This window comes from Mumia sp. zg.B21, assembly GCF_019550855.1.
Taxonomy (GTDB): Bacteria; Actinomycetota; Actinomycetes; order Propionibacteriales; family Nocardioidaceae; genus Mumia.
This window is the reverse complement of record NZ_JAHWCJ010000002.1, coordinates 871,931-890,918: the sequence shown is the minus strand read 5'-3', so window position 1 is coordinate 890,918 and position 18,988 is coordinate 871,931. Positions and strand designations below refer to the sequence as shown.

At 73.1% G+C, this 18,988-nt stretch carries 19 protein-coding genes; 12 read left to right on the top strand and 7 right to left on the bottom strand.

The window, feature by feature from the left end; all coding sequences use genetic code 11:
• Positions 1-3 precede the first annotated feature (3 nt).
• From KV100_RS13125 to KV100_RS13115, 3 genes are all read right to left on the bottom strand, one after another.
• Positions 4-1,212, bottom strand: a complete 1,209-nt coding sequence (locus KV100_RS13125; protein WP_220343476.1) for an MFS transporter — start codon at positions 1,210-1,212, stop codon at positions 4-6.
• 98 nt (positions 1,213-1,310) lie between these two features.
• Entirely contained in the window at positions 1,311-2,255 is a 945-nt protein-coding gene (locus KV100_RS13120) for a hypothetical protein (RefSeq protein WP_220343475.1), read from the bottom strand.
• Entirely contained in the window at positions 2,252-2,758 is a 507-nt protein-coding gene (locus KV100_RS13115) for an RNA polymerase sigma factor (RefSeq protein ID WP_220343474.1), read from the bottom strand. Before KV100_RS13115 ends, KV100_RS13120 begins: the two co-directional genes overlap by 4 nt.
• A 152-nt stretch (positions 2,759-2,910) precedes the next feature.
• Here KV100_RS13115 and KV100_RS13110 point away from each other — a divergent pair, with 152 nt between their 5' ends.
• The 5 genes from KV100_RS13110 (at position 2,911) to KV100_RS13090 (ending at position 6,995) form a co-directional block, all read left to right on the top strand.
• The gene (locus KV100_RS13110; RefSeq protein WP_308289437.1) at positions 2,911-3,585 is read left to right on the top strand and encodes a uracil-DNA glycosylase; all 675 of its coding nucleotides are present in this window, start codon (positions 2,911-2,913) and stop codon (positions 3,583-3,585) included.
• A gap of 18 nt (positions 3,586-3,603) precedes the next feature.
• Positions 3,604-4,779 carry an AI-2E family transporter gene (locus KV100_RS13105; RefSeq protein ID WP_220343472.1) on the top strand — a complete coding sequence of 392 codons (1,176 nt, stop codon included), beginning with the start codon at positions 3,604-3,606 and terminating at the stop codon, positions 4,777-4,779.
• 346 nt (positions 4,780-5,125) lie between these two features.
• Complete coding sequence (locus KV100_RS13100; protein WP_220343471.1) at positions 5,126-6,154, top strand: iron-containing redox enzyme family protein; 1,029 nt, start codon at positions 5,126-5,128, stop codon at positions 6,152-6,154.
• Positions 6,151-6,393, top strand: a complete 243-nt coding sequence (locus tag KV100_RS13095; RefSeq protein WP_220343470.1) for a CDGSH iron-sulfur domain-containing protein — start codon at positions 6,151-6,153, stop codon at positions 6,391-6,393. Before KV100_RS13100 ends, KV100_RS13095 begins: the two co-directional genes overlap by 4 nt.
• A gap of 131 nt (positions 6,394-6,524) precedes the next feature.
• The gene (locus tag KV100_RS13090; protein WP_220343469.1) at positions 6,525-6,995 is read left to right on the top strand and encodes a DUF6328 family protein; all 471 of its coding nucleotides are present in this window, start codon (positions 6,525-6,527) and stop codon (positions 6,993-6,995) included.
• Here the strand turns inward: KV100_RS13090 and KV100_RS13085 are convergent.
• Positions 6,951-7,685, bottom strand: coding sequence for a GAF and ANTAR domain-containing protein (locus KV100_RS13085; RefSeq protein ID WP_220343468.1), 735 nt, complete (start codon positions 7,683-7,685; stop codon positions 6,951-6,953). The two genes, KV100_RS13090 and KV100_RS13085, sit on opposite strands and share 45 nt — an antisense overlap.
• Positions 7,686-7,787: 102 nt before the next feature.
• Positions 7,788-8,708 carry a glycosyltransferase family 2 protein gene (locus KV100_RS13080; protein WP_220343467.1) on the bottom strand — a complete coding sequence of 307 codons (921 nt, stop codon included), beginning with the start codon at positions 8,706-8,708 and terminating at the stop codon, positions 7,788-7,790.
• Positions 8,709-8,846: 138 nt separating this feature from the next.
• On the opposite strand from KV100_RS13080, the gene KV100_RS13075 reads away from it, so the two are divergent.
• Genes KV100_RS13075 through KV100_RS13045 form a run of 7 tightly spaced genes read left to right on the top strand, consistent with a single transcriptional unit; the run spans position 8,847 to position 15,885 of the window.
• Positions 8,847-9,926: a glycosyltransferase family 9 protein gene (locus tag KV100_RS13075; protein WP_220343466.1), complete on the top strand. Its 1,080-nt coding sequence runs from the start codon at positions 8,847-8,849 to the stop codon at positions 9,924-9,926.
• Positions 9,923-11,122 carry a glycosyltransferase gene (locus tag KV100_RS13070; RefSeq protein WP_220343465.1) on the top strand — a complete coding sequence of 400 codons (1,200 nt, stop codon included), beginning with the start codon at positions 9,923-9,925 and terminating at the stop codon, positions 11,120-11,122. The genes KV100_RS13075 and KV100_RS13070 overlap by 4 nt, the downstream gene beginning before the upstream one ends.
• Complete coding sequence (locus KV100_RS13065) at positions 11,119-11,718, top strand: SIS domain-containing protein (RefSeq protein ID WP_220343464.1); 600 nt, start codon at positions 11,119-11,121, stop codon at positions 11,716-11,718. The genes KV100_RS13070 and KV100_RS13065 overlap by 4 nt, the downstream gene beginning before the upstream one ends.
• Positions 11,715-13,094, top strand: coding sequence for a PfkB family carbohydrate kinase (locus KV100_RS13060; RefSeq protein WP_220343463.1), 1,380 nt, complete (start codon positions 11,715-11,717; stop codon positions 13,092-13,094). Before KV100_RS13065 ends, KV100_RS13060 begins: the two co-directional genes overlap by 4 nt.
• Positions 13,095-13,130: 36 nt before the next feature.
• Complete coding sequence (locus tag KV100_RS13055; RefSeq protein ID WP_220343462.1) at positions 13,131-13,814, top strand: SDR family oxidoreductase; 684 nt, start codon at positions 13,131-13,133, stop codon at positions 13,812-13,814.
• Positions 13,811-14,812 (top strand): glycosyltransferase family 9 protein, encoded by a 1,002-nt coding sequence (locus KV100_RS13050; protein ID WP_220343461.1) that lies wholly within the window; start codon positions 13,811-13,813, stop codon positions 14,810-14,812. The genes KV100_RS13055 and KV100_RS13050 overlap by 4 nt, the downstream gene beginning before the upstream one ends.
• Complete coding sequence (locus KV100_RS13045; RefSeq protein WP_255566137.1) at positions 14,809-15,885, top strand: NAD-dependent epimerase/dehydratase family protein; 1,077 nt, start codon at positions 14,809-14,811, stop codon at positions 15,883-15,885. Before KV100_RS13050 ends, KV100_RS13045 begins: the two co-directional genes overlap by 4 nt.
• On the opposite strand, the gene KV100_RS20190 is transcribed toward KV100_RS13045, so the two are convergent.
• Positions 15,788-17,329 (bottom strand): HAD-IIIA family hydrolase, encoded by a 1,542-nt coding sequence (locus tag KV100_RS20190; RefSeq protein ID WP_308291434.1) that lies wholly within the window; start codon positions 17,327-17,329, stop codon positions 15,788-15,790. The genes KV100_RS13045 and KV100_RS20190 overlap by 98 nt on opposite strands.
• Positions 17,326-18,981 (bottom strand): carbamoyltransferase C-terminal domain-containing protein, encoded by a 1,656-nt coding sequence (locus KV100_RS13035; protein WP_220343460.1) that lies wholly within the window; start codon positions 18,979-18,981, stop codon positions 17,326-17,328. The genes KV100_RS20190 and KV100_RS13035 overlap by 4 nt, the downstream gene beginning before the upstream one ends.
• Between the last annotated feature and the right edge of the window lie 7 nt (positions 18,982-18,988).

Here is an 18,988-nt window from a genome sequence, read left to right as displayed (position 1 = left end):
TCGTCAGCGGTGCGGGGCGGCGCCCAGGATGCGCTGTCCGGCGAGGGCGAGGATCAGCGCGAGCCACGCCGCGGTGATGGTGACGCCGAGCGCGGGCGCGTAGCCGCCGAGGTCCGCGAGCCTCCCGGCGACCGTCGACCCGATCGCGTACCCGATGCCGGTGGCACCGGCCAGCAGGGTCATCGCCTGGCCGACCCGGCTGAGGGGGACGATGCGCTCGCAGAGGGTGAAGTTGCTGATCATGTACGGGGCGACCGCGAAGCCGAGCACCAGCACGACGGCGACCATGCCGGCGATGCTCGAGACGAGCACGAGCGGCGCCGAGAGGACGGCGAGCGCCGCCGCCGCGACGAGGATGCGCTTGTCGAAGCCGATCCGGGCCGGCACCCACGCCATCGACAGACCCGCCATGACCGAACCCACCCCCAGCGTCGCGTGGATGAGCCCGGACACCCCGGGCAAGCCCTCGGCGGTCGCGAGCGCCGTCGCCCCGGTCTGGATCGACCCGAACAGCACGCCCACCAGGAGCTGCGCCCCGACCAGGATGACGAACGCCGCGGACACGATGCCGGCCTTCGCGGCGTGCCCGACCCTGGACCCGCGCACGAGCGCGGCCGTCGGATGCAGGGCGAACCATCCACCGAACACCACGAGCAGGCCGGCCGCCACGAGCAGAGCGCCGGCGGGGTCGATCAGCACCGCGACGGCACCGACGAGTGCCGGGCCGAGGACGAACGACGCCTCGTCGGCCGCACCCTCGTAGGAGAATGCCGCGTCCACGAGCTGAGGCGACTCGCGGCCCGCCCGGCCGGTGATGGGCCGCCAGCGGACACGCGCCAGCGGGCCGACCTGCGGCATCGCGGCGCCGGTGAGCCCGGCGACGGCGATCAGCCAGCCTCCGCCGGCTCCGCCCTGGGCGAGGATCACGATCGCGGCGAGGCCGGCGCTACCGACGAAGGACTGCGCAAGAACGACGGGACGCTGTCCGATGCGGTCGGCGAGGGCACCGGCGATCGGCGATCCGACGGCGTTGGCGACGGCCAGGGCGCCCGCGGCGAGCCCGCCGAGGGTGTAGGCGCCGGTCGCGGACGACACGAGCAGGAGCGTGCCCATCTGGCTCATGGCCAGCGGCAGCCGCCCCAGGAAGGCGACGAGGACGTACACGGGGCCGACGAGCGAGAAGAGTCGACGGTACGCGGTGATCGGGGACAACGGGTTCCTCAGGGTAGGGCGACACTGGCGCGCCTACCCTCCACCAGAACGCACCAGGAACCCTGAACCCGTCAAGTCTAACCGGCGGCCGCAGCGGGCTAACGCGGGACGCCCTCGAGCTCCACGAGCACCGAGGATCCGACGTCGACGACGGATCCCGCTCGTGGGGTGACCCGCGCCTGCGCGAAGCGCGTCGAGGTCGCGCCGTCCCGCGTCACCACGTCCAGCTCGAGGCCGACACGCGCGAGCCGGCGCCGCATCTCGCGCACGGTGGGCAGCGCGGAGTGACCGCCCGCCCCGCCACTGACTCCCGCGCCCAGCTGGGGGACGGCGACCTGGTCGGGCGGCAGCACGCGCAGCGTCGAGATCAGCAGCTCGACCGAGCCGGCGGGGCCGCGGACCGTGAGGCGGACGTCGTGCGCGGGCACGACCACGACGGCCGTCGTGACGCCCGCCCTGGTCGACCGTGCCACGCCGTAGGGGACTCCGTCGAGGCGCGACGTCGGCCGGGGGTCACGCGACGACCCGCCGGTCGCCACCAGCGAGTCGAGCTGCACTGTCGTGATGCCGGCAGGTCTGGACGAGTGACAGGCGCGGAAGACCCCGACGGTGAAGAAGTAGCCGTCGACGACGGGTTCGTCGCACTGCGGCTGCACCGACCTCCACGACACCGGGACGTCGATCACGATGCGGCCCCGTCCGACCGGACGGACCCCCTGGTCCATCATCTCCGCGAGCGGGAGAGCCGAGGGCGTCGCGACGGCCGACGGCACGGTGTCAGAACGCCCGGCGTCGGAGGGCCGCGACAGATCGTCGTCGCTCGCCGAGCCCCCGAGGAGCGACGGCACGAACGCGACCGCGAGGACCAGTGCCGCGCAGGCCGCCGCCGCGAGCAGCGGGGCGACCCTCCTGCTGCGGGTCGGCGGAGGACCGGGGAGCCGCCCGGTACGGCGTCGCGCGGCGATGCGGTCGAGCAGCTCGTCTCCGTCGGGAGCCCGGTCCGCCACGGCGTCGAGGCGTTGCCGAAGATCGTCGTCGTTCATGCCGTGGGCCCTTCGTCGGGGTCGGCGAGGTCGTCGCGCAACCGTGCGATGCCTCGCGCGAGCAGGCTGCGGACGGTCGCCGGTCGGCAGTCGAGCGCCTCGCCGATCGTCGCGTCGTCGAGGTCGACCCAGTAGCGGAGCACGATCGCCTTGCGTTGTCGATCGGTCAGCCGGTCGAGGCCGCGCCGCAGCGCGTCGACATCCTCGATGCCGACACCGCTGCCGGGATCGACGTGGAGGGCAGCGTCGTACGTGACCTCGTGCGGTCGGCGGCGCCGCCAACGGCTGCGCTGGAGGTTGGCCATGATCGTGGCGACGTACGCCTGCGGGTCGTCGGCGGCGGAGACCACCGGCCACGAGCGCCACAGCCTCTCGCACGTCTCCTGCGCGAGGTCGAGCGCGTCCTCGCGCGAGCCGGAGAGGAGGTAGGCGAGACGGACCAGCCACGTGGCGTGCTGGCGGACGAACGCGTCGGCGTCCGTCAGCGGAGGAGAGCCCGTCATGGTCACACATCATGGACGCTCATGGAGACCGATGTGTTGCAGGTGGAGCCGACCCGCGGCGAGACCCGCAACCTCGTCGTCGGCGGGGTCGTCCTGAGTCGGGACGGCGGTGCTCGTCCTGTCGTTGCGGTGACACCACTACGCTGGCGACCGTGCCAGCGCCCCTGACCGAGCTCGTCGCCCCCGACTGGGCCGAGGCCCTCGAACCCGTCGCCCCGCAGGTGACAGCGATGGGGCACTTCCTCCGGGCGGAGATCGCGGCCGGCCGAAGCTACCTCCCCGAGGGAAGCAAGGTGCTGCGCGCCTTCGCCGAGCCGATGGCCTCGGTCAAGGTGCTCGTCGTCGGACAGGACCCCTACCCGACACCGGGGCACGCCGTCGGGCTCTCGTTCTCGGTCGCTCCCCACGTACGGCCCGTGCCGCGCAGCCTGATGAACATCTTCGCCGAGATGCGGACCGACCTCGGCATCCCCGAGCCCACCTCCGGCGACCTGACACCGTGGGCGAAGCAGGGTGTCCTCCTCCTCAACAGGGTCCTGACCGTCGAGCCTGGTCGCCCCGCGAGTCACCGCGGCAAGGGCTGGGAGGCCGTCACCGAGCAGGCGATCAAGGCGCTCGTCGCGCGGGACCAGCCTCTGGTCGCGCTGCTGTGGGGCCGTGACGCCCAGTCCCTGCAACCGTGGCTCGGAGACACCCCCGTGGTTGCCTCCCCGCACCCGAGCCCGCTCTCGGCGTCACGAGGCTTCTTCGGCTCCCGTCCGTTCAGCCGGGTCAACGGGGCGCTCTCGTCTCTCGGCAGTGCGCCTGTCGACTGGCGACTGCCCTGATGCCCTAGCCTCGATCCCGTGACCCGAGACCGCTCCGCAGTCCTCGCCAGTGGCTACAGCACGCTCGCGCGATGGTCCTGGCAGCTGATCGCCATCGCGATCGGCTTGTACATCCTGGGCTGGATCGTCGGCAAGTTCTGGATGATCGGCTACCCGGTCATGCTCGCCCTCATCGTGACCACCCTCCTGGGGCCGCCGGCGGCCTGGCTGCGAGGGCGGGGGGTGCCCGCGGCGGTGGCAGCCGTGATCGTGGTGCTGAGCTTCCTCGCGGTCCTGACCGGCGTGGTCGCCGTCCTCGCGCCGCAGGTCGCGGGACAGGTCGGGGACATCGCCGCCGAGGGCGCGCGAGGTCTGCAGGCGATCCAGGACTGGGTCCAGGATGGCCCGCTCGGGGTCACTGAGAACCAGCTCGACAACGCGATCGAGTCGCTGCAGGACAAGCTCCGCGACAGCGCCGACGTCATCAGTGCCGGCGCGCTGTCCACCCTGGGCGCAGCGACCAACGTGCTCGTCAACACCGTCCTGGTGCTGATGCTGACGTTCTTCTTCGTCAAGGACGGCCACAAGTTCCTCCCCTGGATGCGCCGGACCCTGGGAGGACGCGCCGGGACCCACCTGAGCGAGGCCGGCAGCCGCGCCTGGGACACCCTCGGCGGGTTCATCCGCACCCAGGCGCTCGTCTCGTTCGTCGACGCGGTGTTCATCGGCATCGGGCTGGTGGTCCTCGACGTCCCCCTGGCGGTGCCGCTCGCCGTCATCGTGTTCTTCGGCGGGTTCATCCCGATCGTGGGTGCCTTCGTCACCGGCGCGCTCGCCGTGCTGGTCACGCTGGTGACCAACGACTTCCGCGACGCCGTCATCATGCTCCTGGTGATCGTCGCCGTCCAGCAGCTCGAGGGCAACGTGCTCTCGCCCTGGCTCCAGGGCAAGGCGATGGACCTGCAGGCGGCGATCGTGCTGCTGGCGATCACCGCCGGCAGCTCGTTGTTCGGGATCACCGGCGCGTTCCTCGCCGTACCGGCCGTGGCGACCGCCGCCGCGGTGCTCCGCTACGTCAACGAGCAGATCGCCCTGCGGTCGGGGGAGCCGTCGGATCCCCCGGACGACCCCGGTCCGGGGGATGCGACGCCCGGCGAGCCCGCCACCGGTGACCCGTCCCCGCGCGACCCGGGAGCGGAGCCGACACCGGCCTGAGCGTGGCCGAGGCGCCCGCGGCGGTCTGCGCACCCCTGCGGCGGGTGGGAGAATCGAGGGCGTGCTCGGTACGCGTACGACTCTCGTGGCGGTGACTTCTCCGTTCCTCCCACCCTGAGCGAGCACCCCCGCGAAGCGTTTGCGGGGAGCGGCTGCCGGGTACTTCAGGGCGCAGGAGGTGTGCCCATGTACGGATCCCGCGGAACTGCCGCGGCGAGCTCCAACCCGTCACCACGCACGGTTGCGCTCCGCTCCCGACGCTCGCCTCGGCCGTCACCACGGTGACCCCGTGACGCGACCCGAGTGACAGCGAACCCACACTGACAGCCACGCAGGAGACCGCCTGATGCTTCTTCCCCGACCCCGCGGGCCGCTGAGCGCCCGCCTGCGTCGCCTCCTCCTCGACGGGGTCGAGGAGATCGACGACCTCGAGACCGCTACGGAAGGTCACGCCTCGTCGGTTCCTCCCGACTCGGTGCTGCACGACGAGGACCTCCAGCTGAGCCTCTGGATGATCTACGAGCTGAGCTTCCGTGGCTTCGACGACGTCGATGACCGGTGGGAGTGGGCTCCCGAGATCGCGGGCCTCCGTACGGTGCTCGAGCGCCCGTTCGAGCAGTGGCTGCGTGACGTGACCGAGGGATGGGTGAGCCGGACCCTCGCGGTCGAGGGTGACGTCGCCGACAAGATCTTTGCTCTCACCGACGGCTTCGACGAGGGGCCGGACCTGTCCCGCTTCATCCGCAAGGAGGCGACGCCCGACCACGTGCGCGACTTCCTGCGTCAACGCAGCATCTACCACCTCAAGGAGTCCGACCCCCACACGTTCGTCATCCCCCGACTCACCGGTCCCGCCAAGGCTCACCTGGTGGAGCTGCAGTACGACGAGTACGGCGGCGGACGCCCCGGGTTCCTGCACCACGAGCTGTTCGCGGTCACCCTTCGTGAGGCCGGGCTCGACGACGCGTACGGCGCCTACATCGAGGAGGCCGACGGACCCACCCTCGCCGCCACGAACGCCATGTCGCTCTTGTGCCTCCACCGGCGCCTCCGCGGGGTGGCGATGGGCCATCTCGCCGCCTTCGAGGCGACGAGCTCCATCCCCTGCCGCAGGATCGCCGCTGGCCTCCGTCGTACGGGGTTCAGCGACGACGCTGCGCGCTACTACGACGAGCACGTCGAGGCCGACGCCGTCCACGAGCAGCTCGCCGCCCGCGAGATCTGCGGCACGCTCGTCGACTCCGGTGACGTCTCCGTGCGCGACGTCGTCTTCGGTGCGGCCGCGTGCCTCGTCCTCGACCGCTATCAGTCCGAGAGCCTGATGGCCCGCTGGGACGGCGCCCACACGCCCGACCAGCTGGAGGCGGCCCGGTGAGCGGCTCGCTCGGCCGGCCCCGTCCCGAGGTGGTGCTCTGCCCGGGAGGCCCTGCCCTCATCCGCAGCGACGTCCCTGCGGTCGACGTGGTCGTCACCGACGCGCAGCAGACGGTGGACAGGCCTGTGGTCGCCTTCTGCCGGTGCGGACGGACGGGACGCGAGCCCTGGTGCGACGGCACCCACAAGCTCGCGCGTGGCGCCGGCGCACCCAGGAAGCTGCCTCGATCGGATCGGTGAGACCTCGCGCACGACGAGGCCCGGCCGACTCGGCGCCGCAGCGCGTGCCGACAGTCATCGCGGCCCTTGCCGCCAACCGGTCGCGTCCCGCAGGGTGGAGGGAACCGACGATCCCGGAGACGAGGACCTCCATGCCTGAAGAGAGGCGCGTGCAGGGCGAGACGCTCGACGAGCGGCTGACCCGCAACTGGAGTGAGCTCCTCCAAGAGCTGAGAGTCGTGCAGACCGGTGTGCAGATCATCACCGCGTTCCTGCTCACGGTCGTGTTCACGAACCGCTTCGCCGAGCTGTCTCACGGCCAGGAGCTCGTCTACCTGGCGGTCCTGTCCGGCTCGGTCCTCGCCACGGCACTGCTCGTCGCGCCGGTGGCCATCCACCGCGCCCTGTTCCGGAAGGGGCAGCGGCTGTGGCTCGTGTCGGCGGCGCACGTGTGCGCGAGCCTGGGCCTGACGGCCTTCGCCTTCACCGTCTCCGGCGTGATGTGGCTGGTGTTCGACGTGGTCGTGGGACCGGTGTGGGCGTGGTGGGCGTTCGGCGCCTCCACGGTGGTGTTCGGATCACTCTGGGTGGGCCTGCCGCTGATCAACCGGCGTACGCGTTGACGCCTCGGGAGCAGGCGGCAGCCTGCGTGTGGCGACGAACCGCTCGGCGACGAACCGCAGCTTGAGGTTGTGGTGCTGGGAGTAGCGCTTGAGCACCTCGAACGCCCGTCGCTCGTCGAGGCCGAACCGCTCCATCAGGATGCCCTGCGCCTGGCCGACGAGCTTGCGTGCGTCGAGGGCGATGGTGAGGTTGACCTCCTGCTCGGCTCGTGCCAACGCGATCGCCGCATGCCGGGCGAGCAGGTGCGCGAGGGCCTCGTCGTCGTCGTCGAAGAACCGCGGCTTCTCGGAGTAGAGCGACACCATGCCGATGCGACGCCCGTCGTGGACCAGGCTGACCGCGAGAAGGCTCACAAGGTCCATCGCCGTGACCGCCGCGCACCACCGCGGCCACCGCGCCTCGTGCGCGAGATCGTTCGACCTGAGCGTCCGGTCTCGACTCGCGGAGTACCACGGCCCCTCGTCCAGCTCGCGCTGCAGCTCGTCGGCACGACGGACGACGTCGGCCGTGGCGGCGACCGTCTCGAAGTTTCCGCCGGCGCGGAGCATCTCGACCCCGGCGTGGTCCATCTCGAGGAGCTCGCAGAGGTACTTGACGACCTGCTCGGCGGTCGCCCGAGGGGAGTCCGCCGCGTGCAGCTCGACTGCGAGGTCGGTGAGCTCCTGAAGGTCGAGGACGTCGTCAGCCATACGGTCTCGCCATCTCCGGAAGGAAGACTGCTGAGACCCTCACACTAGTCCCGGGCGGTTGTCGGGATCAACGACGGCCGCTCGCTCGGCTCGCCGGCGGTGTCAGCGGGTCGGCGCCGGTGTCAGGTGCGGCCGTCGCAGGGCCGAGCGGTCGGCAAGGTCGAGGATCCGAGACTGCACCTCGACCTCGGGGCAGACAGGGCGGCGCAGGGCGAGGGCTTGAGGGAGTCGGGTGAGCGCGTCGACGACCCCCAGGACCTCTGCCCACCCGGCGCGCGAGTGCCGGACGATCCTCCGCGCCACGGTGCGCGCCGGAAGCCGCATGACCGCGGTGAGGACGTCGTTGCGGGCCAGGCGTCGCCGGCGGCCGCGGGTGTCCTTGGCCGGGGCCGGCACATGGCGGGCGACGACGTCGTCCAGGTAGCACAGACGGTGTCCGGCGTCGGCGAGGTCCAGCGCCACCCGTTCCTCCTCGCCGTAGATCTGCACCAAGGGATCGAAGCCGCCGACGTCGAGGAGCGCGTCGCGACGTACGACGGCGGCGCAGGCCATGAACCCGAGCACCGTCGTCCCGGGGTCGGAGGTCGTCCGCGGAAGGGGTGAGCGGGCCAGCGCGTCACAGAACGGATCAGGCGTCGCGTCCTCGCCGACGAGCACGCGGGCTGCGACGAGACCGATCGACGGGTGGGCGTCCATGACGTCGGCGGCGAGCGCCAACGAGCCCGGAGCCCACCACGAGTCGTCGTCGGCGAACGCCACGTAGCGCGACGTGGCCGCCCGCGTGCCGACGTTGCGCGCGACAGCGCCGGTGTTCTCGTCGAGCTCGATCACCCGTGCTTCGGGAACGAGCTCACGGGCCCTGTCGGAGGAACCGTCGGTCGAGCCGTTGTCGACGACGATGAGCGGGGGCTGGTTGTGGACGAGGGACCTCTCGAGTCGGGCTCGGCCGTCACGGGTGATTACGACGGTCGTGACCCGGTCGTCGGTCTCTGGGCGCTGCTGCGCTGCCGGTGACATGGTCATGGCTGGCCGGTGCCCATCGGTCACCACAGCAATCGATCCACGGGCGGTTGATCCGTGGATCATCTGCCGCGGACCACCGCGGAGAAGCGTTTGTCCGAGAACCGTTTCTCCGGTCGGCTTCCGGGGAACCGTGCCTCCATGGACAACAGCAGAGGCGGTTCCAGACTGCTCGCGGTCCGGCTCGACAGTGCGGGTGACGTCCTCCTCGCCGGGCCGGCCGTACGAGCGATGGCCGCCCGCGGAACCGTGGATCTGCTCACCGGTCCGGCCGGAGCCGACGCGGCTCGTCTCCTTCCCGGTGTGGACGAGGTCCACACCTGGTCCTGCCCGTGGATCGTCGCCGACCCGCCTGCAGTCGATCCGGCCTCGACCGACGCGCTCGTCACGATGCTCGCCGGTCGCTACGACCATGCGGTCGTGTTCACGTCCTTCCACCAGTCGGCCCTCCCGACCGCACTCCTGTTGAGGCTGGCCGGGGTGCGACGGATCAGTGCCTTCAGCGAGGACTACCCCGGCTCGCTCCTCGACGACCGGGTGGCGCCGCCCGGGGACGTGCCGGAGGCTGAGCGGGCGCTGCACCTGGCGACCCAGGCCGGCTTCGCGCTGCCCGTCGGGGACGACGGCCTGCTCAGCGTCCGCACGGCTGCGGCCCCCGAAGGACTCGACCGAGGCCGGTTCGTCGTCGTCCACCCTGGCACGAGTGCTCCCGCACGGGCGTGGCCCGCGCAGCGGTGGCGCGACTGCGTCCGAGCGCTCGACGAGGCGGGGCACCGTGTCCTCGTCTCGGGCAGCCCCTCCGAACGCGAGCTCACCGCCGTCGTCGCCGGGTCGCGCGGAGTCGACCTCGGTGGACGGACCACCCTCGCGCAGCTGGCAGCCCTGCTGTCACGTGCCGACGCTCTCGTGGTGGCCAACACCGGACCGGCCCACCTCGCAGCGGCGACCCGCACACCCGTCGTCTCGCTCTTCGCGCCGACGGTGCCGTTGCGCCGGTGGGCGCCGTACGGTGTCCCGCTCGCGGTCCTGGGTGAGCAGCAGGCGCCGTGCCGCGGGACGCGGGCTGTGCAGTGCCCGGTGCCGAACCACCCCTGCCTCGGGTCGGTGACGGCTACCGACGTCGTGGAGGCGCTCGAAGAGCTGCTGCGACGGACGAACGGCGGCGGCACCTCATCCGCCGCGACGAATCCCCCTCCTAGGAAAAACGAGGTACACGCATGAGGATCGCGATGGTCTCGGAGCATGCGAGTCCGCTGGCGACGCTGGGAGGCGTCGACGCCGGCGGTCAGAACGTTCACGTGGACGCCCTCGCGGCCGGGCTGGCGGCACGTGGCAACGACGTCGTCGTCTACACCCGCCGTGACTCGCCCCGTCTCGCCGACCGGGTCCTCACGCCCAGCGGCTACGTCGTGGAGCACGTCCCTGCCGGCCCGCCCACGGAGGTGCCGAAGGACGACCTGTGGCCGTTCATGGAGGACTTCGCCGCCTACCTGGCCCAGCGCTGGGACGAGGACCCGCCGGACGTGGTCCACGCGCACTTCTGGATGAGCGGCGCTGCCACCACGTGGGCCGCGCGACGTGTCGGCATCCCGGTGGCCCAGACCTTCCACGCGCTCGGCACGGTCAAACGTCGCCATCAGGGCAGCGCCGACACGAGCCCTCCCGCCCGCCTCGACATCGAGGCGGAGCTCTGCCGCTCGGTGGACCTCGTCGTCGCCACCTGCACCGACGAGGTGCGGGAGCTGGTGGCGATGGGGGCGGACCCGGCGCGTGTCCGCGTGGTCCCGTGCGGCGTCGACACCGGTCTCTTCCGACCCCGCCCGGCGGAGTCGCCGATCCGTCCGCGGATCCTCAGCGTCGGGCGGCTCGTCGAGCGCAAGGGAGTCGCTGACGTCGTCGCTGCCCTGGGTCGGCTCCCCGAGGTCGAGCTGCACGTCGTCGGAGGCCCGTCGCGCGACGGGCTGGACCTCGACCCGGAGGTCGAGCGACTTCGTTCCATCGCCGCCGAGCACCAGGTCGAGGACCGCGTCGTCTTCCACGGCGGCGTCGCTCGAGAGCGGATGCCCGAGGTGTTCGCCGCCGCCGACGTCGTGGTCTCGACACCCTGGTACGAGCCGTTCGGGATCGTGCCGCTCGAGGCCATGGCCTGCGGGCGCCCTGTCGTGGGCACGGCCGTGGGCGGCCTCCTCGACACGATCGAGCCCGGTGTCACCGGCGAGCTCGTCCCGCCGCGCGACCCGGCAGCGCTCGCCGAGGCGCTGGCGGGCCTCCTCGCCGACCCGGCCCGACGCAAGGCCTACGGCCACGCCGGTGCGGCGCGCGCCGCGGCGTACGCCTGGGAGGACGTCTCCCGGCGGACGGAGGAGGCGCTGCGGGCCCTGGTCGTCGCCGGCCGTGGAGAGGTGGTCCCGCGATGACGACCACCGATCACGTCGCCCACCTGCGAGAGGCGCTCGACACCTTCGACGAGGGCTGCGCGGTCCTGGAGTCCTGGGGCGCCGCGATGGTCCCGATGCTGACCTCCGGAGGGCGGCTCCTCGCGGTCGGCAACGGCGGGAGCGCCGCGCAGGCCCAGCACCTGACCGCTGAGCTCGTCGGCCGCTACCAGGGTGACCGCCGTCCGTTCTCGGCCATCTGCCTGAGCGCGGAGACGTCCAGCCTGACCGCCATCACCAACGACTACCCGCCCGAGGAGCTGTTCGCCCGACAGGTCGAGGCGCACGGTCGGCCGGGCGACATCCTGGTCGCGCTCTCGACCAGCGGCTCCAGCCCCAACGTCGTCGCGGCCGCTGAACGCGCCCGGGCCTGCGGTCTGGACGTCTGGGCCCTGACCGGGCCCGCCCCGAACCCCCTCGCCGAGGTGGCGGACGCGGTGGTGGCCATCGACGCGAAGTCGACCGCCACGGTCCAGGAGATGCACCTGGTCGCGCTGCACCTCCTCTGCGAGGCGTTCGATGAGCGCCTCGCGGAGAGCGACTCGTCGGGCCGGGTCGACGACGAGGCGCAGCGGTGACGCCGCGCGTGCTGGTCGTCGGGGAGGCCATGCTCGACGTCGACCTCGACGGACGGGCCTCGCGGTTGTCCCCCGACGCACCGGTGGCCGTCGTCGACGACCCGGTCGAGCGACCGCGCCCCGGCGGCGCCGCGCTTGCCGCGGCCCTCGCCGCCTCCGACGGTGCGCGCGTCGTCCTCGCGACACCGCTCGGCAACGACGCCGACGCCGACCGTCTTCGTGCCCTTCTCCCGCCGGAGGTGGAGGTCGTAGCCCTGCCGTCCGACGGGGGGACGCCCGTGAAGCGGCGCGTCCTGGCCGCCGGTCAGGTGCTCGTGCGGCTGGACACCGGCGGCACGAGCGGCAGCTGGGAGACGCCGCCCGCCGACCTGGAGGCCGCCGTGAGTGCCGCCGACGCCGTGCTCGTCGCCGACTACGGCCGCGGGCTGACATCCCTTCCCGCTCTGCGGGAGCTCGTCGCCCGGGCCGCCGAGCGGGTCCCGGTCGTCTGGGACCCGCACCCGCGTGGCGGGAGGCCGGCCGACAGCACGTGGCTGTGCCTGCCGAACCAGAGCGAGCTGGCACGGCTCGACGGCAGTGAGCCGACAGGGATCGGCGAGGTCGGAGACGCCGCCCGCCGGGTGCGCGAGCGGCTGGGCACCCGCGCGCTCGCCGTGACGCTCGGGGAGCGCGGCGCGCTCCTGGTCCAGGGCGACGCGCCGCCCGCGGTGTTCGTCGTCGACCCCGTCCGAGGCGAGGACACGTGCGGCGCTGGCGACAGGTTCGCTGCCTCGGCGACCGTACGGCTCGCGCGGGGTGACCTGATGTCCGAGGCCGTCGAGCACGCCGCCCGGGCGGCGGCAGGCTTCGTCGCCGCGGGCGGGGCGACGGCGTACGGCGCCACTCCGACACCCTCGGACGACGTCCCGTCCCACCACGACGGCTCCACGGCGCGCGACACCGTCGCCCGGGTCCGCGCAGGCGGCGGTGTCGTCGTCGCCACCGGCGGGTGCTTCGACCTGCTGCACGCCGGCCACGTGGCCACCCTCCAGGCTGCACGCCGGCTGGGTGACTGCCTCGTCGTGCTGCTCAACTCCGACGCCTCCGTCCGCGGGCTCAAGGGCCCGGGTCGACCACTGGTCCCGGCCCGCGACCGGGCGCGCGTGCTCGCGTCGCTGGCCTGCGTGGACGCCGTCGTCGTCTTCGAGGAGGACCGGCCGGACGCCGCGTTGCAGGAGATCCGACCCGACCTGTGGGTCAAGGGCGGCGACTACGCCGGCGGACCGCTGCCCGAGCAGCAGGTCCTGGACCGGTGGGGCGGTCGGAGCATGGTGCTCCCCTACCTGAGCGGGCGCTCCACGACCGGTCTGGTCGCGGCCGCCAACCGGAACGCCTGAGCGGCATCCGGACGAACGTCCACGAGAGGAGAAGCGATGAGTGTAGGAACCGTTCTCGTCACCGGAGGCGCCTCGGGCCTCGGAGCGGCGGTCGCCGTAGCGGTCGACAAGGCCGGCGGGCGACCGTACGTCCTCGACCGGGTCGCCCCCGACTCGCCGTACGACCACACCGTGGTCGACCTGGCTGACACCGGCGCCGCGACCCGGGCCGTGGAGGAGGCGATCGAGCGCACAGGCGGTCTGCACGGGGTCGTCACGTGCGCCGGCACCGACGCCTGCGGCAAGCTCGAGGACGTGCCGCTCGCGGACTGGGAGCGCGTGATCGCCGTGAACCTGCTCGGCACGGCAGCCGTCGTCCGAGCCGCCCTGCCGTCGCTGCGGACCGAGCGGGGTCGCATCGTGACGGTCGCCTCGACGCTCGGGCTGCGCGCCCTTCCCGATGCGACGGCGTACTGCGCGTCGAAGTTCGGCGTCGTCGGCTTCAGCCGAGCACTCGCCGCCGAGCTCGCCGGAGACGTCGGTGTGACGATGCTCGTCCCGGGCGGGATGCAGACGGCATTCTTCGACGGGCGCACCGAGCAGTACAAGCCTCCAGCCGACGCGATGCTCAACGCACCCGAGGACGTCGCGCGGGCCGTGCTCTTCGCGCTGGAGACGCCTGCCGGGTGCGAGGTCCGGGAGCTCGTCGTGACACCGTCGGTCGAGCCCTCGTGGCCATGACGCCGCCGCCCGCAGCACCCCACCCCACGCGGGTGGTGGTGCTGCGGGCACTCGGGCTCGGCGACCTCCTGGCCGCCGTACCCGCCCTCCGGGCACTGCGCGGCGCTCTCCCCGACGCCTCCGTCACCCTCCTCGGTCCCCGCGACGTCGGTCGGCTCCTCCTCGACGCGGGACTCGTCGACGCGGTCGTTGCCCACCAGGGGCTCGATCCGCTTCCCGAGGCGGTCCACGGCGCGGACCTGGCCGTGAACCTCCACGGGAAGGGCCCGCAGAGCCACCGGCTCCTCCGCGCGACGCGTCCGGGCCGCCTGGTCGGCTTCGCGGACGTGACCACCGGAACCGTGGGGCCGGTGTGGGACGACACGGAGCACGAGCGCGCGCGGTGGTGCCGCCTCGTCCGCGAGACGTTCGGGGTCAGCGCCGACCCCGACGACGCCCGCATCTCCCCAGAGCTGCCGGAGCCCTTGGCTCGCGCGGCGGTGGTCGTGCATCCCGGAGCCGCGGCCGGGTCCCGCCGGTGGCCCGCGGAACGCTGGGCGGAGGTCGCCGCGCGGGTGGCCGCCCACGGCGACGTGGTGGTCACCGGTTCCCCCGCCGAGCGCACGCTCGCCCGGGAGGTGGCCGCCGGCGCCTCCCTGCCGCCGGAGTCCGTGCTCGCCGGCACCACCGACGTACGCGACCTGGCCGCCCTGGTCGCCTCGGCCCGGCTGGTGCTCTCCTCCGACACCGGCGTGGCTCACCTCGCCCCGGCCTTCGGCACGCCGTCCGTCACGCTGTTCGGGCCCACGTCGCCGACGACATGGGGTCCGCCCCCCGGGCGTACGCACCGGGTCCTCTGGCGCGGAGACACCGTCGGCGCCTCCTACCAGGGGGATCCGCACGGTGTCCTGATCGACCCCGTGCTGGGCTCGATCGAGGTCGCCGAGGTCGTCGCGGCGGCGGAGGCCGCTCTCGCCCAGGGCATGCGCCCCCCGTCCGTGGGTACCCCGCAGGCATGAGGGAACCGATGACCCGGCAGCGCGACCTCGACGACGCACACGTGCTCGTCACCGGCGGAGCCGGCTTCCTCGGCTCCGCGCTGTGCGAGGCGATGCTGTCGCACGGCGCCCGGGTCACCTGCGTGGACGACGAGTCCACCGGGTCGGCGGCCAACGTCGCCGGTGCCGGCACGAACCCCCGCTTCCGTCTCCTCATCACCGACGTCGTCGAGGTCGACCTCCCTGCGATCCGTGCGGAGCAGGGTGCCGTGGACGTCGTCATGCACCTCGCGGCGACGGCGTCGCCCGTGCACTACCTGCGGATGCCGGTGCACACGCTGCGCACGGGCAGCGTCGGGACGCTTCGCGCGCTCGAGGCCGCAGCCGCCGACGGTGCGCGCTTCGTGCTGGCCTCGACGTCGGAGGTGTACGGCGACGCGCAGGTCAGCCCGCAGCACGAGGCCTACTGGGGCAACGTGAACCCGATCGGGCCACGCGCGGTGTACGACGAGGCCAAGCGCTTCTCGGAGGCTGCCGCGTTCGCGTTCCGGCGCTCGCTCGACCTCGACGTCGGCGTCGTCCGCATCTTCAACACCTACGGTCCTCGGATGGGGCTCGACGACGGCCGGGTGGTGTCGACGTTCCTGGCCCAGGCGCTGCGCGGCGAGCCGCTCACCATCCAGGGGGACGGCTCCCAGACGCGGTCGTTCTGCTACGTCGAGGACACCGTGCGTGCGCTCGTGGCGATGGCGACGGCGGACGAGCCCGGACCGGTCAACGTCGGCAACCCGCACGAGATCACGGTGCTGGAGCTGGCACAGCGCGTCCTCGCCGTGACCGGCTCCCGGTCGCCGGTCGTGCACGTCGGCCTCCCGGAGGACGACCCGGTGCGGCGCTGTCCCGACATCACGCGCGCCGGCGAGACCTTGGGCTGGAAGCCCGAGGTCGACCTCGACGACGGTCTCGCCCGGACCGCCGCCTGGGTCCGCGAGCAGGTCAGCGCACCTGCGCCACCCACTTCAGCACCTCGTCGACCGCGGAGCGAAGATCTGGTCGTACGAACGCTGCTGCCGCGACCTCCTCGGGACGCGTGACGTCGTTCGGGACCATGATCCCGCGCGCGCCCGCGGCCCGGGCCGCCTCGACGTCGGCACCGATGTCCCCGATCACGACGCACCGCTCGACGGGCACGCCCAGCGCTGCGCACGCCTCCAGCACCATCCGCGGCGCGGGTTTGCGGCACGCGCACCCGTCCTCCGGGGCGTGCGGGCAGATCTTCTCGACGTCGAACGGCCCGAGCAGCTGCTCGACCCGGCGGTTCACGGCGTCGACCTGCTCACGCTCGAGGAACCCCCGCCCGACGCCTGACTGGTTGGTGATGATCCCGACGTACGCGCCGGCGCCGCGCAGCCTCTGCAGGGCCTCGGCGGCCCCCTCGACCGGCTCGACCTTCTCGGGGTCCCCGTTGTAGGGGACGTCGTGCACCAGCGTCCCGTCGCGGTCGAAGAGGACCAGCCATCGACGCTCCGGCCAGGCCTCCACCCGACGGTGCAGGACCGCTCCGCGCAGGGCGTGCCAGCTCGCGGTCGGCGGGATGACGGCGCTGGTCCACAGCATGCGGACCGTCTCGGCGCGTGAACGCGACCCGGGGAGCCAGCGCGCCAGGAAGAGCTCGGACGTGCCCGCCGCCCATCCCGCGAGGGCGGCCACCGCTGTGCGTCGGCGCCCCGCTGCCAGGGCCAGCGCGCCGCCCGCGCCGAGCACCGTGATCGCGACGTGCCGGACGAGCCGCCCCGGTGGAGCCTCGGCGAGGGTGCGCCAACGCGGTCCGTGCAGCGCACGCATCAACCGGTCGTCGGCGTTGCCCCGCTGCGCACGCACGCTCACCCCTGCGCGCTCGGCGCGCACCGGGTGCACCACGGTGCGCGCACCACGCACGAGCTGCGCACCGTTCACCCTCATCCGCAGCGCCAGGTCGGCGTCCTCTCGGTAGGCCCGCGGGAAGCGCTCGTCGAATCCTCCGACGGCGACGAAGGCTGTGCGTCGGTAGGTCATGTCGGCGGTGATCCACCGCGCCGTCGCGAGGCCGGCCGTCGCGCGCGCGAAGTCGTCCGGCCGTCGGTCGGTCGGCAGCGGGACCTCGACCCGTCCTTGAGTTCCCGCCACGTCCGGGGCGAGGCCGTCGAGGTCCTCGACGAGGCGCGCGGTCCACGCCGCCTCCGGCTCGACGTCGTCGTCGAGGAAGGAGATCCACGTCGTCCGAGCCTCCGCTGCGCCGAGGTTGCGCGCCGCCGCGGGCCCACGACCGTACGAGCGGACGACGCTCAACCACGGCCGGCGCCCGTCCGGCGGGAGCGCCGCTACAACCTCCTGCAACGGACGGTCGTCGTCAGCCGGCCGATCATCCACCACCACGACGGCCGCCACACCCGGGCGCGGGGGCGCCAGGAACGTCGCGAGCACGCGCGCGAGCGACGGACGTCCGACGGTGGGGACGACGACCGTCGTGTCCACGACCGGTTGCCGCACGGCGCTCACCGATCCCTCTGTGCGGCGGTGTCCGGTGTCGGACGCGTGAGGACGTACGGGCCCATCACCAGCATCGAGACCGGGGCCGACCCGAACAGCTCCAGCGCGTCGCGCGGCGAGTCGACCATCGGCCGCCCGGCGGTGTTCAGGCTGGTGTTGACGAGCACGGGCACGCCGGTCCGTTCCTCGAAGGCCTCGAGCAGCGCGGCGAGGCGCGGCGTCCGCGTCCGGTCGACCGTCTGGACGCGTGCCGTGCCGTCGACGTGGACGACCGCCGGGATCCGCTCGCGCCACGGCGGCCGGACGTCGTGGACGAAGAGCATGTGCGGGGACGGCAGCGGGCCCCGGGTGAAGATGTCGGGCGCCCGGTCCTCCAGGACCATCGGCGCCACGGGGCGGAAGCTCTCCCTGCCCTTGACCGCGTTGAGACGGTCGAGGTTCTGCGGGTCGCGCGGGTCAGCGAGCAGCGAACGATGTCCGAGCGCCCGCGGGCCGAACTCGCTCGCCCCCTGGAACCATGCGACGATGCCGCCCTCGGCAAGCGTGTCGGCGACCATGCCCGCCAGGTCGTCGGGTCGCTCCGCCGGCCAGTGGGCAGCCCGCAGGGCCTGCTCGATCTCGTCGTCGTCGAACCGCCGCCCCAGATCGGCCCCGGGCACAGGTCGCGTCGGTCCGTGCTCGGCCGCGACGGTCAGCGCCGCCCCGAGAGCCGTGCCCGCGTCGCCCGCTGCCGGCTGCGGCAGCACGTGCTCGTACGGCGTCTCGGCGAAGATCCTGGTGTTGGCGACACAGTTGAGGGCGACACCGCCGGCGAGCGCCAGGCGGTCGCCGCCGGTCTGTCCGTGCAGCCACCGCGCGAGGTCGATCACCGTGTCCTCCAGCACGCGCTGGGCGCTCGCGGCGAGGTCGGCGTGGTCGCGGGTCCACGGCTCGTCGGCGGCACGCTGCTTCGCGATCGCCGACCAGTCGACACGCTCGGTGACGAACCCGCCCTCGCCGTCGGCGTGGACGCGCTCGCGCAGGGCGTCGGCGTGCCGCGGCGTGCCGTACGAGGCGAGGGCCATGACCTTGTACTCGTCGCTGCTGCGGAGGAAGCCGAGGTGCTCGGTGAGGTCCTCGTAGAGCAGGCCCAGCGAGTGCGGGAGCCGCTGCCCCGCGAGCGGGTGGAGGACCCCTCCCTCATACCGTCCGGCGAGGTGGCTGGTGGCCTCACCGCGCCCGTCGAGGACGAGCACGTCGGCGTGCCCGTCGGTCAGCGCCAGACCGGCCGATGCGGCGTGCGCGACGTGGTGCGGCACGAAGCGCACGTCGTCGGGGTCGAGCCCCGGGAGCGCGGCCGCCAGGAAGGCGGGGGCGCGGTCGGCGTACGTCTGGCGCAGGTCGTCCCACGGGTCGTGCAGACCGAGCGCGTCGATCGGCTCTGCCAGTGCCGGGTCGTAGGCGTAGGCGACGGCGTCCAGGTCGGACGGCTTCAGGCCCGCCTGGGCAAGGCACCAGCGCATCGCCTGCTCCGGCAGCTCCCACGCGGCGAACGGGACCGGGCGCTTGCCGTGCTTGCGGCGGCTGAACCTCTCCTCTTCCGCGGCGGCGACGACGGACCCGTCGACGACGAGGGCTGCCGAGGGGTCGTGGAAGAGGGCGTTCACTCCGAGGACCTTCATGGCGGTC